Annotated in this window: 15 protein-coding genes; 8 read left to right on the top strand and 7 right to left on the bottom strand. The window is 69.7% G+C overall.

Annotation, left to right across the window (positions count from 1 at the left end):
- Window positions 1-18: 18 nt before the first annotated feature.
- Window positions 19-762 (bottom strand): CDP-alcohol phosphatidyltransferase family protein, encoded by a 744-nt coding sequence (locus KHC27_RS12825; protein WP_213339772.1) that lies wholly within the window; start codon window positions 760-762, stop codon window positions 19-21.
- 148 nt (window positions 763-910) lie between these two features.
- On the opposite strand from KHC27_RS12825, the gene KHC27_RS12820 reads away from it, so the two are divergent.
- A complete protein-coding gene (locus KHC27_RS12820) occupies window positions 911-2,140 on the top strand; it encodes a UbiH/UbiF family hydroxylase (protein ID WP_213339771.1) in 1,230 nt (409 codons plus the stop codon).
- 7 nt (window positions 2,141-2,147) lie between these two features.
- Here the strand turns inward: KHC27_RS12820 and KHC27_RS12815 are convergent, their stop codons facing one another.
- The gene (locus KHC27_RS12815; RefSeq protein WP_213339770.1) at window positions 2,148-3,125 is read right to left on the bottom strand and encodes an AEC family transporter; all 978 of its coding nucleotides are present in this window, start codon (window positions 3,123-3,125) and stop codon (window positions 2,148-2,150) included.
- 242 nt (window positions 3,126-3,367) lie between these two features.
- On the opposite strand from KHC27_RS12815, the gene hspQ reads away from it, so the two are divergent.
- Window positions 3,368-3,697 carry a heat shock protein HspQ gene (gene hspQ / locus KHC27_RS12810; RefSeq protein ID WP_213339769.1) on the top strand — a complete coding sequence of 110 codons (330 nt, stop codon included), beginning with the start codon at window positions 3,368-3,370 and terminating at the stop codon, window positions 3,695-3,697.
- Window positions 3,698-3,788: 91 nt separating this feature from the next.
- Here the strand turns inward: hspQ and KHC27_RS12805 are convergent, their stop codons facing one another.
- On the bottom strand, window positions 3,789-4,586 hold the full coding sequence (locus tag KHC27_RS12805; RefSeq protein WP_213339768.1) for an invasion associated locus B family protein: 798 nt from the start codon (window positions 4,584-4,586) through the stop codon (window positions 3,789-3,791).
- A 253-nt stretch (window positions 4,587-4,839) separates the two neighbouring features.
- Here KHC27_RS12805 and KHC27_RS12800 point away from each other — a divergent pair, with 253 nt between their 5' ends.
- On the top strand, window positions 4,840-6,627 hold the full coding sequence (locus KHC27_RS12800; RefSeq protein WP_246519909.1) for an extracellular solute-binding protein: 1,788 nt from the start codon (window positions 4,840-4,842) through the stop codon (window positions 6,625-6,627).
- A gap of 168 nt (window positions 6,628-6,795) precedes the next feature.
- Window positions 6,796-7,134, top strand: a complete 339-nt coding sequence (locus KHC27_RS12795; RefSeq protein WP_213339767.1) for a hypothetical protein — start codon at window positions 6,796-6,798, stop codon at window positions 7,132-7,134.
- A 70-nt stretch (window positions 7,135-7,204) separates the two neighbouring features.
- Here the strand turns inward: KHC27_RS12795 and mfd are convergent, their stop codons facing one another.
- Together mfd and KHC27_RS12785 are read right to left on the bottom strand one after the other, a co-directional pair.
- Complete coding sequence (gene mfd, locus KHC27_RS12790) at window positions 7,205-10,720, bottom strand: transcription-repair coupling factor (protein WP_213339766.1); 3,516 nt, start codon at window positions 10,718-10,720, stop codon at window positions 7,205-7,207.
- A 62-nt stretch (window positions 10,721-10,782) separates the two neighbouring features.
- Window positions 10,783-11,079, bottom strand: a complete 297-nt coding sequence (locus KHC27_RS12785; protein WP_213339765.1) for an FAD assembly factor SdhE — start codon at window positions 11,077-11,079, stop codon at window positions 10,783-10,785.
- 173 nt (window positions 11,080-11,252) lie between these two features.
- Between KHC27_RS12785 and recG the strand changes: the two genes are divergently transcribed.
- The 3 genes from recG to mobA are packed head-to-tail and all read left to right on the top strand — an operon-like array spanning window position 11,253 to window position 14,412.
- A complete protein-coding gene (gene recG / locus KHC27_RS12780) occupies window positions 11,253-13,343 on the top strand; it encodes an ATP-dependent DNA helicase RecG (RefSeq protein WP_213339764.1) in 2,091 nt (696 codons plus the stop codon).
- A gap of 45 nt (window positions 13,344-13,388) precedes the next feature.
- Entirely contained in the window at window positions 13,389-13,799 is a 411-nt protein-coding gene (locus tag KHC27_RS12775) for a YbaN family protein (protein WP_246519908.1), read from the top strand.
- Window position 13,800: 1 nt separating this feature from the next.
- Window positions 13,801-14,412, top strand: a complete 612-nt coding sequence (gene mobA / locus KHC27_RS12770) for a molybdenum cofactor guanylyltransferase MobA (protein ID WP_213339763.1) — start codon at window positions 13,801-13,803, stop codon at window positions 14,410-14,412.
- Here mobA and mobB read toward each other — a convergent pair.
- Window positions 14,397-14,948, bottom strand: coding sequence for a molybdopterin-guanine dinucleotide biosynthesis protein B (mobB, locus tag KHC27_RS12765; RefSeq protein ID WP_213339762.1), 552 nt, complete (start codon window positions 14,946-14,948; stop codon window positions 14,397-14,399). The two genes, mobA and mobB, sit on opposite strands and share 16 nt — an antisense overlap.
- Before the next feature lie 93 nt (window positions 14,949-15,041).
- Here mobB and KHC27_RS12760 point away from each other — a divergent pair, with 93 nt between their 5' ends.
- Window positions 15,042-15,281, top strand: coding sequence for a sulfurtransferase TusA family protein (locus tag KHC27_RS12760; RefSeq protein WP_213339761.1), 240 nt, complete (start codon window positions 15,042-15,044; stop codon window positions 15,279-15,281).
- Window positions 15,282-15,309: 28 nt separating this feature from the next.
- On the opposite strand, the gene KHC27_RS12755 is transcribed toward KHC27_RS12760, so the two are convergent.
- Entirely contained in the window at window positions 15,310-15,546 is a 237-nt protein-coding gene (locus KHC27_RS12755; protein WP_213339760.1) for a hypothetical protein, read from the bottom strand.
- Between the last annotated feature and the right edge of the window lie 55 nt (window positions 15,547-15,601).

Below are 15,601 nucleotides of genomic sequence, written 5' to 3'. Positions count from 1 at the left end.
CCGCCGCCCGCCCGGGGATCAGGTGGGCGTAGGGTGCGTGGGATTCGTGCGGCGCGAGGGGATGAGACCGAAGAGAAGAAAATACACGGCGATCACACAGAGGCCGACCGTCACCCAGGCCGCGGGTTCGAGATCGTTCACCACCGCCACGACCGCCAGCACACCCCACAGCGTCATCAGCGCCAGCGTCAGCGGCCGCAGCCGGACGACCCGGAACGGGTGCACGAACTTGATCGGCAGGAAGGTCGCGACCGACAGCAGCACGATGATGGCGAGGATCGCCAGCGGCGGCAGCGGCACCAGGAAGAAGTAGAAGACAACCAGGTTCCACACCGCCGGGAAGCCCTGGAAATATTTGTCGTCGGTCTTCATCGAGGTGTCGGCAAAATAGAGCGCGCTCGTCAGCAGGATGGCCGCGCTGGCGAGTATCGCCATCCAGCCCGGCATCAGCCCGCCGGTGGAAACGGCGAAGGCCGGCACGAGCACATAGGTGAGGTAGTCGACGACGAGATCGAGCGTCTCGCCGGACCAGCGCGGCAGCACTTCCACCACCTTGACCCGCCGGGCGATGCTGCCGTCTATGCCGTCGACGAAAAGCGCGGCGCCGAGCCACACGAACATCAGGGCCCAGTCGCCGGCGACGGCGGCCATCAGCGCCAGCAGGCCGAAGACCGCCCCCGAGGCGGTGAAGACGTGCACGGCGAACGCCAGCGTCTGCCGCACCGGCGGGGCCGCTTCGCTGAGCTTCGAGGATGCGGGCACGGTTTCACTCCCTGGGACGCACGGTCACAACGCGCGAGCGCGCGATCGGTCGCGCGCGAAATCGCGATTTGCCACACGTGGGCAGAGTGCTTATCCCACACTCGCGCGGCGCCATACAATCCCGGCGAGAGCTCAACGAGGCGGCACCATGTCCGAGGCTGCACAGATTAACGCCAGTGTCCCGAACCGGGAGCGCGTCATCGTCGCCGGAGCCGGTCCCGCAGGAGCGGTGGCGGCATTGGGGCTCGCCGCGGCGGGCGCGGATGTCGTTCTGCTCGCGCCGCCGCGCGCCGCCGATCGACGCACCACGGCGCTGATGGACGGGTCGGTGCGCGCATTGGACGGCCTCGGGGTGTGGGCCCGGCTGAAGCCGCGCGCGGCGCCGCTGCGGGTGATGCGGATCGTCGACGGAACCCGCCGGCTGGTCCGCGCACCGGAGGTGGCCTTCCGCGCCGCCGAGGCGGGGCTCGAGGCCTTCGCCTGGAATGTCGAGAACGAGGACCTCAACGCCGCACTGGACGACACGCTGGCACGGACACCCGCCGTGCAGCGCCGTGCGGCCAGACTGGAGAGCATGGAGCGCGGCCCCTCAGGCATCGCCGTGCAGCTCGACGACGGCACCCGCCTCGATGCAGCGCTTCTCGTCGCCGCCGACGGACGCGACTCACGGGTGCGTGCCCTCGCCGGCATCGGCAGCCACAGCCGCAGCTACCCCCAGGTCGCGGTTACCGCGACGCTGCGGCATGAGCGCGCGCATGGCGATGTCTCCACCGAATTCCATACCGAGACCGGACCCTTCACGCTGGTGCCGCTGCCGGAGCGGCGCAGTTCGGTGGTGTGCGTCGTCTCGCCGGCGGAAGCCGAGCGCCTGATGGCGCTGGACGAGGAGGCGTTTTCCCTCGCCATGGAGCGGCGCGCGAGCTCCATTCTCGGGCGGATGACGCTCGATGGCCCGCGCGGCAGCTTCCCGCTTGGCTCACGCACGGCCGATCTGCTCGGCACCGACCGCGTCGCTCTGGTGGGCGAGGCGGCGCACGTCATCCCCCCGATCGGCGCACAGGGCCTCAATCTCGGCATTCGCGACGCCGCCACTCTGGCCGAACTGGTGGCGGATGCTCGCAGGGCGGCCCGCGACATCGGCGGCGACGAGGTGATGCAGGCTTATGAACGCCGCCGTCGCGGCGACATCGCCGGCCGCACGCTGGCGGTCGATCTCGTCAACCGCTCCCTGCTCAGCGATCTCGTGCCGGTCCAGGGGCTGCGGGGGCTGGGGCTGTGGCTTCTGGCGCGGGTGCCGGCGCTGCGGCTGGCGGCGATGCGGCAGGGCGTCGGGCCGACCCGCGACCTGCCCCGTCTCGTCTCGGGGCTGCCGCTCTGACGCCGGATCACGGCATGAAGAGCGCGGCCGGCAGCATGTCGTGCTGCACGATATAGAGCAGCGTCGTCACCGTCGCCACGGACACCACGGTCCCGATCAGCACCCCGCCCGAGGCGGCCTCGACATAGGTGTCGTACTGGCGCGCCATGATGAAGGCGTTGAGCGCCGGCGGCAGTCCCGCCATCAGCACCGCCGTCGCGATCCACACCGGCGGAAAGCCGCCCACCACCGCACCCACCGCGCTCAACACCACGAACACCAGCGTCGGGTGCAGCAGCAGCTTGATCGCGATCAGCACCGGCACCTCCCCATGCAGACGGTCCATGGGACGCAAAGCGACGGAAACACCGAGGGTGAGGAGCGCGCAGGGAGCCGCCGCGTTGCGCAGGAACTCCAGCATGCGCTCCATCGCCTGCGGCGGGTGGAACTCGACATAGGCGGCAGCCACGCCGAGAAAGGTCGCGACATTGAAGGGGTGGGTGAGAACCCGCCGTGCCACCAGCAGCAGCGTGGCGCCAAAACCCCGGCGATCCCGCCCGCCGATCGCCATCATCACCGGCACGATGGTGAAGAAGAACAGGCTGTCGAAGACGAAGATCAGCGCGGTGGGCACCGAGGCCGCCGCCCCCAGCGCGCCGAGCGTCAGGCCGGGACCCATATAGCCGACATTGGCATAGGAGCCGAGAATCGCCGCGATCGAGGCTTCCGGCACATTGCCGCGCCGCAGCCACAGCCCCACACCGAGCGACAGTGCGAAGCACGTCGCGGTCGACAGCGTCGTGGCGAGGATGAAGCCGCCATTGGTCAGTTCGCGAAACGGCGTGCGCGCCACGAGCGAGAAGAAGAGAGCCGGCAGCGCGACATAGATGATGAAGAAGCTGAGCCAGGCGAGGCCACTCTCGGGAATGCGGGAGAAGCGCCCGCAGCCGAAGCCCAGGAAGATCACTCCGAAAAAAGGAAGCGCGAGCGCCAGCACATCGGCCATGATGCCAGCTACCGGCTTGCCGGGGCGGGGTCAACGCCTGTGTGGGCAGGTCAACGCAAGCCCGGGAACCACCCCGAGATCGAGAGACGCATGCCCCCTTCCCTGCCGCGCGGCGGCCATCAGAGGACTAGCCAGCGAGGGCATGCAGGTTGCATGCTGACGGGAAGGCGGAGCGAACACGGCCGTCATTTGACAAGGTGCCGGCATTCTCTTAACGGGTCGCCCCGCCGCGGGAGGCGGAGATGAAAGAGCGCCAGGCCAAATACCGGATCGGACAGATCGTCCGCCATCGTCACTACCCGTTCCGCGGCGTGGTGTTTGACGTTGATCCCGAATTCTCCAACACCGAGGAATGGTGGGAGTCGATCCCGGAAGGCATCCGTCCGACCAAGGACCAGCCCTTCTACCATCTGCTGGCCGAGAATGCGGAGACCGAATACGTCGCCTATGTGTCGGAGCAGAACCTCGAACTCGACACCTCGGGCGACCCGGTCCGCCACCCCCAGGTCGAAGAAATCCTCGCGGCGGACGGCTCGGGCGGCTGGCGCGTGCGCACCGACCGGCTGCAGTGAGGCATCCGCCTCCTGACACGCTGACCGCCACATGAAAACGCCCGGCCGGGGCCGGGCGTTGCGCATCGTCAGCCGACGGGCGGCCGGAGGCTCACTGGGCGGGAGCCTGCTTCAGCTTCTCGGCGCCGAGCTTCTCAAGCCCTTCCTTGGTCTTCTGTTCCATCTGCTGCTGCTCGTTCGCCACCTGCTGCTGGCGGGCGCGCACCTGCTCCTGGATCTTGCGGACCTGCTCCTCGAACTGCTTCTGATCGGTCTGCGGCCCGTCATAGGTCTTGGCGAAGTCGCCGAGCCCGATCGGGTAGGAAATGATGCGGCCGACCGAGTTCGCGACCTGAAGCGTCAGGCCCGGCGCCTTCTTCATCCGGTCGATGAAGGCCTGGTCGACCTGGATGTCGCCGCGGCAAACCTTGTCGTCGCACATGACGAAGGTGCCCGTCAGCGGCTGCTCACCCGCCAGCGCCACGCGGAAGCCGTTGCGCAGCAGGAGGCCGGTGGGGAAGGCGACCGTGAACATCTTCTTCGGGTCGTCCTTGATCTCGAACAGGCCGAAGCGGACGAGGAACTGGCCGGTGTCGGCAATGATGGTCTGCTCCATGTTGCAGACCTGCTTCTTGATGGTCGGCTCCTCGCCGCAGCGCTTCACCCACGGAATGGCGACCGCCGGGATCTGCTGGGACTGCTGCTGGGCCGGCGCGGCGGCAGGGGCCGCAGCCGCAGCCGGCGCCGCGTTCTGCGCGGGCTTCGCCGCCGGCTTGGCGGCAGGCTTGGCGGGCTGCGCGGGAGCCGTCTGAGCGAGAGCGCCCGTGGCACCACCGATCAACGAGGCCACCGCGAAGGCGGCCACGAGCTGAGCCGCGGTGCGCGGCGCGAGAGACGAGCGTCGGATCATATCGTTGTCCTGTCGAGCAAAGCGTCGGCACGCCGACGTCGGGCGGACGCCTAGGCGCCATCTCAGGGTTGGGGGTGTCTCACGGCCAATTGAGGCAAGACCGTGACCTTCGAATAAATCCCCTTGGCGATACATACTAGCGTTGATTCGGTCAGCCCTGAGGCGCGGCGACGGCAGCGCCGCCGGCGGAGTTCGGCGCATGGTCCTTATCACGAGGCGAGGGGTACTGCGGGCGGGAATCGCGGCGACGGGCATGGCCCCTCTCGCCGCCATCGACGGATTTGCCCAGTCCGCCCCGGCGGCCGAATCGACCGCCTCGCCACAGCCGGCGCACGGCCTCGCCATGCACGGCACGCCGCTTTATCCCGCCGATTTCACGAGCTACCGGAGCGTGAATGCCGACGCTCCCCGGCGCGGCCGGCTGACGCAGGGGACTGTCGGCACGTTCGACAGCCTCAATCCGTTCATCGTCCGCGGCACGCCCCCGCCCTTCATCCGCTGGAACGTGGTGGAAAGCCTGATGGCGCGCTGCCCCGACGAGGCGTTCACCGTCTACGGCCTGCTGGCGCGCAGCATCGAGACCGACGACGCCCGCAGCTATGTCGCCTTCGAACTGGACCCGGCCGCCCGCTTTTCCGACGGCGCCCCGGTGACGCCGGCGGATGTGCTGTTCTCCTTCGAGCTGCTGCGGAGCCGGGGCCGGCCGAACCTGCGGACCTATTATGGCAAGGTCGCATCCGCCGAGGCCGTCGGCAGCCGTGGCGTGCGCTTCCGCTTCGGCGAGGAGGACCGGGAACTGCCGCTGATCCTGGCGCTGATGCCGATCCTGGCGCAGCACGCCACCGACCCCGCCCATTTCGAGGAAACCAGCTTCCGGGCACCGCTCGGCTCCGGCCCCTATGTCGTCTCGCAGGTGAAGCCCGGGGAGAGCGTGGTGCTCGACCGCGCGCCGGACTATTGGGGCCGCGACCTCCCGGTGAACCGTGGCCTCTATAATTTCGACAGCCTGCGCTACGATTTCTATCGGGACGTCAATGGGCTGTTCGAGGCGTTCAAGCGCGGCCTCTACGACATCCGGTTCGAGACCGACCCCGGCCGCTGGACCACCGGCTACGACATTCCCGCCCGGCGTCAGGGACGCATCGTGCTGGAAGAGATCGCGACCGAGGTGCCGAAGCCCTATTCCGCACTGGTCTTCAATATGCGGCGCCCGGTCTTTGCCGATGCGCGGGTGCGGGCCGCCATGGTGGAGCTGTTCGACTTCGAGTGGATCAACCAGAATCTCTATTTCGGCGCCTACACCCGCACCGGCAGCTTCTATGAAGGCTCCGAACTCTCCGCCCGCGGGCGCCCCGCCGACGCACGCGAACGCGAGCTGCTGGCCCCCTTCACGGAGGCGGTGCTGCCGGCGGTGATGGACGGAAGCTGGCAACCGCCGGTTTCCGACGGCTCGGGCCGCGACCGCGCGCGGCTGCGGCGGGCGCTGGAACTGTTCGAGGCCGCGGGCTGGACGCTGACGGGGGGCGAGATGGTCCGGCGGTCGGACGGAACGCCCTTCCGCCCGGAGCTGGTGGTCGGCACCAAGGATCAGGAACGGCTTGCCCTCGCCTACCAGCACATGGTGAGGCGTGCCGGCGTGGCACTCGAGATTCGCCTCGTCGACAATGTGCAGTTCGAGGCCCGCAAGCAGAGCTACGACTACGATATGGTGCCCTACATCTGGGATCAGTCGCTGTCGCCCGGCAACGAGCAGGCATTCTATTTCGGCTCCGCGGCTGCGGACACGCCCGGTACCCGCAACTTCATGGGGCTCAGGAGCCCGGCGGCGGATGCGATGATCCGGGCCTTGCTCGTGGCGCGCCGTCGCGAGGACTTCGCCTCGGCCGTGCGGGCGCTCGACCGCGTGCTGATCTCCGCCGGCTTCTCCCTGCCCCTCTTCCACACCCCGACGCAATGGCTGGCACGCTGGACCGAGGTCGCCCGGCCGGGCCGGCCGGCTCTTTCCGGAACCCTGGCGGAGAGCTGGTGGGCGGCCGGTTGACGCCGCGGGTGTGCGGGGCCGTCACAGCCCCAGAAAACCTCGTCGGCACGTTCGGTCCCCCGCTGGACAGGTCGCGCGGAATGGCGTCCTTAGGGGCGAGGCGCCTGCCTCCGCGCGAGCGGGGAGGCAGTGGCCGGGGCCCTGCCGTTCGACTTCGGAGTGACTGCCATGCGTTCCCTTGCCCTCACCGTCCTTGCCGGAGCCGCGCTCGGTGCTCTGGCCGCCCTGCCGGCGGTCGCGCAGCAATCGGTGACCATCCACCCCGCGCCGCAGCAGGGCGTGACCGAGCAGGTGACACCGGGCGGCGGACTGGACATCCAGTTCCCCACCCATAACGATTCGAACTATCTCAATTACGGCCCGCTGCCGGACAAGCCGGGCTCCGGCCACAGCCAGGACTACATGGACCAGGCCGGTGGCAACGACCTCGACGGCGTGGGCGTCGGAATCGGGTCGGATGTCGACGCCGACATCATGCCCGACAGCGACAGCGCCTACGGCGAGTGAGCCGCGGCGACCGCCGTCGCCTTCAGAATGCAGCCCGCCGGCAGGTCGAACCGGCGGGTTTGCTTTCGGATCACGCGGCCCGGGTAACCTGGCCCGCGATCTTGGCGAGCTCCCGCAGGATGGCGACGGTGCCCTTCAGCCGCGCGCCGGCGGTCGGCCAGTCGTCGGAGAAGACGACCTTCAGGTCCGGCCGCATCTTCGCCACCACATGGGGCTTGCCCATATAGGCGACGAAGCCCGAAGGGTTCGGGAACTTGTTGTCGCGGAAGGTGACCACGGCGCCGCGCGGCCCGGCATCGACCTTCTCGATATTGGCGCGCCGGCACAGCGCCTTGATGGCGACGAGCTTCAGCAGGTGCTCCACCTCCTCCGGCAGCGCCCCGAACCGGTCCACCAGCTCCGCGGCGATCTGCTGGATTTCCTGCTCGGTCTCCAGCTCGGCGAGACGGCGATAGAGGCCGAGCCGTATGTGGAGATCGGCAACATAGTCCTCAGGGATCAGCACCGGCATGCCGATGGAAATCTGCGGCGACCATTTCTCGACCGCCGGCGCCTCGATGCCGGCCTTGAGGTTGGCGATCGCCTCCTGCAGCATCTCCTGGTAGAGCTCGTAGCCGACTTCCTTGATGTGGCCGGACTGCTCGTCGCCCAGCAGATTGCCCGCACCGCGGATGTCCAGATCATGGCTGGCGAGCTGGAAGCCGGCCCCCAGCGTATCGAGCGACTGCAGCACCTTCAGCCGCCGCTCCGCCTGCGCCGTCACCTGCTTCTCCGCCGGCAGGGTGAAGATGGCATAGGCGCGCGTCTTCGAGCGGCCGACCCGGCCGCGGAGCTGGTAGAGCTGGGCGAGGCCGAACATGTCGGCGCGATGGATGACGAGCGTATTGGCCGTAGGGATGTCGAGACCGCTTTCGACGATGGTGGTCGACAGCAGGACGTCGAACTGCCCGTCATAGAAGGCGGACATGATCTCCTCGAGCTGGGTCGCCCCCATCTGGCCATGAGCGACGGCGACCTTCACCTCGGGCACCTGCTTGTCGAGGAAGTCCTTGACCTCGCCGAGGTCCTCGATGCGGGGGCACACGTAGAAACTCTGGCCGCCGCGATAACGCTCGCGCAGCAGCGCCTCGCGCACGATCAGCGGATCGAACGGGGTCACGAAGCTGCGCACCGCAAGGCGGTCGACCGGCGGGCTGGCGATGATGGAGAGCTCGCGCACCCCGGTCATGGCGAGCTGGAGCGTGCGGGGAATCGGCGTCGCGGTCAGGGTCAGCACATGCACCTCGGCGCGAAGCTGCTTGAGCTTCTCCTTGTGCCCGACGCCGAAATGCTGCTCCTCGTCGACGATGACGAGGCCGAGGTCCTTGAAGGCGATGGATTTGCCGAGAAGGGCATGGGTGCCGACCACGATGTCCACGGTGCCGTCGGCGAGGCCCTTCTTGGTCTCCGTCATCTCCTTGCCGGTCACGAGGCGCGAGGCCTGACGCACCACCACCGGCAGCCCCTTGAAGCGCTCGGAGAAGGTGCGGAAATGCTGGCGCGCCAGCAGCGTGGTCGGCACCACCACCGCCACCTGCTTGCCGTTCAGCGCGACGGCGAAGGCCGCCCGCAGCGCCACCTCGGTCTTGCCGAAGCCGACATCGCCGCAGACCAGCCGGTCCATCGGGTGGCCTGAACCGAGATCCTCGAACACCGCCTCGATGGCGGCGTCCTGGTCCTCGGTCTCCTCATAGGGGAAGCGGGCACGGAATTCGTCGTAGAGACCGGCGGCCGGCACCAGCCGGGGCGCCTCGTGGAGCTGCCGCTGGGCGGCCACCTTGATGAGCTCGGCCGCCATCTCGCGGATGCGGCTGCGCATCTTGGCCTTGCGCGCCTGCCAGGCGCCGCCGCCCAGCCGGTCGAGCTGGGCCTCGGTATCCTCGGAGCCGTAACGCGACAGCAGCTCGAGATTTTCCACCGGCAGGAAAAGCTTGGAGCCTTCCGCATAGTGGATTTCGAGACAGTCGTGGGGGGCGCCCATGGCCTCGATGGCCTTGAGGCCGACGAAGCGGCCGATGCCATGATCGACGTGGACCACGAGGTCGCCGGCGGTGAGCGAGGTCAGCTCGGCGATGACGTCCTGCGGGCGGCGGGACTTGCGTTTCGGCCGCACCAGGCGGTCGCCGAGAATGTCCTGCTCGCCGATGACCGCGAGATCGCTGGTCTCGAAGCCCTGTTCGAGGCCGAGGACGGCGAGGCCGATGGCGCCGGGCGGCAATGCCGTCGCCGCGTCGCGGGTGCCGACCGTCTGCCCGCCCTTGAGGCCGTGATCGGCCAGCACGGTGGCGAGCCTGTCCCGCGAGCCGTCGCTCCAGGCGGCGAGGATGACGCGCTTCTCCCGGGCGAGATCGCGCAGATAGGTCGCGGCGGCTTCGAAGACATTGGCTTCCGGGTCCGCCCGTTCCGGCGCGAAGCTGCGCGCGGTGCGCCCGCCGAGATCGATCACGTCGCGCCCCTCCGGCACGGCGAAGCCGGTCAGGAGCACGCTGGCGTGGTCGGCGCGGCGGCGGTCCCATTCCCCGGTCGTCAGATAGAGCTGCTCCGGCGGCAACGGCCGATAGGGCTGGCCGTGGCCGGGATGCTCCAGCGCCTCGCGCCGGGCCTCATAATAGTCCGCGATCTGGCCGAAGCGCTCGCGCGCCGCGTCCTCGCCGTGGGCCTCCATCACGATGGGCGAAGCCGGGGCGTAGTCGAAGAGCGTGTCCAGCCCGTCGTGGAACAGCGGCAGCCAGTGCTCCATGCCGGGATGGCGACGCCCCTCGCTCACCGCCTCATAGAGCAGGTCGCCCCGCTGGGCGGCGCCGAAGGCGGCGACATAGGCCATGCGGAACCGGCGCATGGTCTCGCTGGTCAGCTGCAGCTCGCTCATCGGAACGAGGTCCAGCGCGCGCATCTGCGCGGCGGTGCGCTGGCTCTCGGGATCGAAGGAGCGGATGGATTCGAGGGTGTCGCCGAAGAAATCGAGCCGGACCGGCGCCGGCAATCCGGGAGGGAACAGGTCGACGATACCGCCGCGCACCGCATATTCGCCGGTGTCCCGCACGGTTGAGGTGCGCTGGAACCCGTTCATCTCGGCCCAGGCGACGATCTCGTCGATGTTGAGGGCATTACCCGGCGCCGCCGAGAAGGACTGCGTCGCGATCAGCGCCCGTGCCGGCATCCGCTGAAGCGCGGCATGGACCGTGGTCAGCAGCACGCTGCCACCCGCCCGGCCGCGCACACGGGCAAGCCGCGCCAGCGTGTTCATGCGGCGTGCGACGATGGAGGCGTGCGGCGAGGCACGGTCATAGGGCAGGCAGTCCCACGCCGGCAGCGCCAGCACCTCGACCTTCGGCGCGAAGAAGGCCAGCGCCCGCTCCATCTCGGCCATGCGCTCGCCGTCGCGGCAGATCACCACCAGCGTCGGCCATGCCGCGTCGTCCCGCGCGGCGAGGGTGCGGGCGAGATCGGCAACCACCAGCCCCTCCATGCCCGCGGGAACGCTGGACAAGGTGGTGGCGCGGCCGGGTACGAGACGGGAGACGAGCTTGGCAGGCGAGATGGACATCGGCGTTCCAGACGGCGTCGGGCGGGCTCCCGCAGCCGGAGGGCTGCAGGCGGGAGATCGGCTCACATCTCGGGCAGCCCCTCGCCCGAGAGATGGAAGCGGCGAAAGCGGCGGAACACCGCGGTATCGTGCTCGACCGGCGGCGTCTCGCCGCCGATCCAGCGGAACAGATCGGGATCCTCCACCTCGATCAGCCGCTCGAATTCGGCGACCTCTGTGTCGGACAGATGCGGCAGGTGGACATCGGCAAACCGCCCCATCAGAAGGTCCATCTCCCGGGTGCCACGGTGCCAGGCGCGGAACAGGATGCGTCGGCGTCTGGGGTCAAGGCCCGCGCTGGAAAGGGTTGTGCCGGTCATGGGGGCCTCCGGCCCGGAGCTGACGAGAAGGGCGGGTTTGTACAGCGCCCGGCGCCGGCTGTCAGCCGCGCAGGACGTAGATGGAGCGGATACGCGGCCAAGGCCAGAGCGGATGTCGAACCGGACGGGCGGCGATTGCGCCCGGCGCCAAGCTCGGTCACTTTGGCCGCCTCATGCGGCCCGATATCCTCAACCCCTATTTCAGTGCGCTGACCGAGCTGTCCGGGATCGGCCCGAAGCTCGCCAAGCCGTTCAACCGCCTGCTTGGCCGGCCGGAAGGCGCGCGGACGCTCGATCTGCTGTTTCATCTGCCTTCCTCCACCACCGACCGGCGCATTCGGCCGACCATCGCCGAGGCCGTGCCCGGGGAGACGGTGACGCTCGAAGTCGTGGTCGACCAGCACCGCGCCACGCCGCGGGGCGCGCGTTCGCCGCATCGCGTGCTGGTGCATGACGAAAGCGGGGACCTGACCCTCGTTTTCTTCAAGGCGGAGGGCGGCTATGTCGAGCGCCTGCTGCCGGTGGGGGAAACCCGCTGGCTGTCGGGGCGCATCGAGCTTTATGACGGCATGCGGCAGATGGTCCATCCCGAGCGCGTGCTCGATGCGGCCGGATTTGCCCGGCTGCCGCCGGTCGAGCCGGTCTATCCCTTGGTGGAGGGGCTGGGCCAGGGCCATGTCCGGCGCGCCCTCAGCGCGGCGGTCGGCCTCGCCGCGCCACTGCCGGAATGGCAGGCGCCGGGGCGCGTCGCCGGCCAGCCGACCTTCCTCGCCGCGCTGCGGGCCGTCCACAACCCGGCCGAACCCTCCGACGCAACGCCTCTCGGCCCGGCGTGGCGACGGCTTGCCTATGACGAACTGCTGGCGGGCCAGCTTGCGCTCGCCATGGTGCGGGCGAGCACGGTGCGGGGCACCGGCCGCCCCAGCCGCGGCGACGGCCGGCTGACCGGCCGGCTGCGCGCCGCCCTGCCCTTCAGCCTGACGGCGGCGCAGGAGGGTGCGCTCGCCGCCATCACCGCCGATCTCGGCTCCGACAGCCGCATGCTGCGGCTGCTGCAGGGCGATGTCGGCTCCGGCAAGACCGTGGTCGCGCTTCTTGCCGCGACGGTGGTGGTGGAGGCGGGGCGGCAGGCCGCCCTGATGGCTCCCACCGAGATTCTCGCCCGCCAGCACCTCAAGACCATCGCGCCGCTGGCCGCCGCCGCCGGGCTGCGCGTCGGCCTGCTGACCGGGCGGGAGAAGGGGCGCGCGCGCGAGCAGATTCTCGCCGCGCTCGCCGACGGCACGCTGGACCTCGTGATCGGCACCCATGCCCTGTTTCAGGAAGGCGTCGCCTTCCGTGATCTCGCCCTCGCCATCGTCGACGAGCAGCACCGCTTCGGCGTCCACCAACGCCTCGCCCTCGCCGCGAAGGGCGAAGCCGTCGACGTCCTGGTGATGACCGCGACGCCGATTCCCCGCACGCTGGTGCTAACCTATTTCGGCGACATGGATTCCAGCGAGCTGCGGGAGAAGCCGGCCGGCCGAACGCCGATCGACACACGCGCCGTTCCCAGCGAGCGGATCGGCGACGTCGTCACCCGGCTTGGTGCCGCGCTGGAGGAGGGACGCCGGGCCTACTGGATCTGCCCGCTGGTCGAGGAATCCGAAACATCCGATCTCGCCGCCGCCGAGGCCCGGTTCGAGGACCTGCGGCACTTTTTCGGCGAACGTGTCGGGCTGGTCCACGGCAAGATGAAGGGGGCGGAGAAGGACGCGGCGATGGCCGCCTTCGCCGCCGGCGAAACCCGGCTTCTGGTCGCGACCACGGTGGTCGAGGTCGGCGTCGACGTGCCGGAGGCCTCCATCATGGTCATCGAGCATGCCGAGCGGTTCGGCCTCGCCCAGCTTCACCAGTTGCGCGGCCGGGTGGGACGGGGCTCCATCGCCTCCACATGCCTGCTGCTCTACCGGGCGCCGCTCGGCGAGGTGGCGCGCCTGCGCCTTCAGGCGCTGCGGGAATCCGAGGATGGCTTTTTCCTCGCCGAGCAGGATCTGAAGCTGCGGGGCGAGGGCGACGTTCTCGGCACCCGGCAAAGCGGCTTTCCCGGCTTCCGTCTGGCCCGCCCGGAGCTTCACGGTGCGCTGCTGGAGGAAGCGAGGGCGGAGGCCACAGCGATTCTGGCGGACGACCCGGGTCTGACGGGCCCGCGCGGACCTGCGCTGCGGGCACTGCTGCACCTGTTCGAGCGCGACGTCGCGGTGAAGCTTCTTGGCGCGGGATAGGTCGGAGGCCATGGAGATGTCCGGCCTTGCGCCCATATTGGCCCTATGAACCCGAATCCGCCGCCCTCCTCCCTCCGCTCGCCCGGTGTCGTCACCGGCCCGCTGCGCTGGCTGCTGATCGCGCTCGGCTGGCTGTGCGTCGTTCTCGGCATCATCGGCATCTTCACGCCGATGATGCCGGGCACGGTGTTCCTCATCATCGCGGCGGCGCTGTTCTCGCGCTCCTCGCCACGCTTCGAGACCTGGCTGGTCACTCATCCCCGGCTCGGTCCGGCGGTGGTGGCCTGGCGGCGCAGCGGGGCGGTCCCGCGCTGGGCCCAGATCTTCGGCACCGTCAGCATGGCGTTCAGCTTCGCGCTGCTGGTTGCGATGGGGCTGCCGCTGCTGGCCCTGGTCGCCATCGCCGCCAGCTTCATCGGTGTGGCGGCCTTCCTCCTGACACGGCCGACCTCCTGAGATGGCGGCGATCGCGGGCGTGATCCTTGCGGGCGGGCTGTCGCGGCGCTTCGGCGGCGGCGACAAGACGGTGCACCAACTCGGCGGACGTCCGATTCTCCGGCGGGTCATCGACCGGCTGAGCCCCGGCTGTGCACCGCTGCTGCTGAACGCCAATGGCGATGCCTCCCGCTTCGGCGTCGGGCTCGCCGTGGTGCCGGATGCGCTTCCCGGCCATCCCGGCCCGCTGGCGGGCCTTCTCGCGGCGATGGATCATCTCGCCGTCGATTCGCCAGACCTGGAGTGGCTGTTGAGCGCACCCGGCGACGCGCCCTTCCTCCCGCCCGACCTGCTGACGCGGCTGCTGGCGGAGAAGGACGATGCCCCAGCGGCCTGCGCGGCCTCGGGCGGGCGGCTGCACCCCGTGGTCGGGCTGTGGCATGTGAGCCTGCGCCCCCTCCTGCGCCGCCTGCTGGTGGAAGAGGACGAGCGCCGGGCCGGCCGCTTCGCCGCGGCGGCGGGGGCGACACGGGTCGCCTGGGAGGCGCAGCCCTACGACCCCTTCCTCAACATCAACACGCCGGAGGACCTCGCCTCGGCCGAGGCGGTGCTCGCCGCCTATTCCGGGGCCTGATCCGCTCGACGCCAGTCGACGGCCGCGACCGGCACGGCACGAGCCACGACCATGTCGGCGACGGCCTCGGCATCGTCGAGGTCGATGACCGGCAGTGCGGCGCCGGCCAGCGCCCCCTGCCCCGTCGCCGCGTCGGACGCGATGGCGACGATGAAGGGATCGTCGGGAAACAGCAGCGGCTTGCCGACCTCGGCTCGATGGATCTCGATCTTCGGGTGCCGGTCGCGCTTGAAGCCCTCGACCAGCACGAGATCGACCGGGGCGAGGTGACCGAGCAGTTCCGGAAGCTCCGGCTCCGGCGCGCCGCGCAGTTCATGCATCAGCGCCCAGCGCGCGGAGGAGGCGACGAGCACCTCCTGCGCGCCGACGACGCGATGGGTGTGGGAATCCTTGCCGGGCGTGTCGACATCGAAGGCGTGATGGGCGTGCTTGATGGTGGACACCGTGAAGCCGCGTGCCGTCAGTACGGGAATGAGGCGGGCAAGAAGGGTTGTCTTGCCCGCGCCGCTCCACCCGGCGAAACCGATGACCTTCATGAATGCGCTCCTCCGACCGGCCGCAGGTGCCCTTGCTGCGGCGGCCCGTCAAGCGCCCTTGCCGCCGCACCGCCCTCGGCTTAAGCGGGGGAAATGGATCCGCAACGGCTCGACCTCCGCGGGCTGAAATGCCCGCTGCCGGCCCTGCGCACCCGCCGCGCGCTGGAACGCGCCGGGGCGGGCGCCGTGTTCGACGTGATCTGCACCGACCCGATGGCGGTGATCGACATCCCGCATCTGGTGCGCCAGATGGGCGCGATCCTCGAGGCGACCGAGCGGGACGAGGAAAATGGGCGCCTCGTCCTGCGTTTCCGCATCCGCGCGGCGGGATGAGCCGGCCAAAGCCGGGCGCGCTATCGCCTCAATGCTCGACCATGAAGCGGATCAGCAGGCCATTGCCGCCCTCCCCCTCGCCGACCGGCACCTCGTCCCGCGCCTCCACCGCCGCGGCCTCGATGAGGTCGCGGGCGGTGACGTGGAAGCCTCGCTCCGTGAGGAAGTTCACCGCGTCCTCGGGCTGGACGAAGTTCGGCACCGCGCGCGCCAGCTCAAGGCCGAGGCCAGTGGTTCCGCTCGCCTCAGCCTTCAGCCGCTGCATGGTAAGCGTCGTCCTCAGGCCACGTTACTGAGGGTGGGCTTGGTGGGATAGGCCC

The organism is Ancylobacter lacus (assembly GCF_018390635.1).
Taxonomy (GTDB): Bacteria; Pseudomonadota; Alphaproteobacteria; order Rhizobiales; family Xanthobacteraceae; genus Ancylobacter; species Ancylobacter lacus.
The sequence above is the reverse complement of the archived record's forward strand: the minus strand, read 5'-3'. Positions and strand labels throughout refer to the sequence as shown.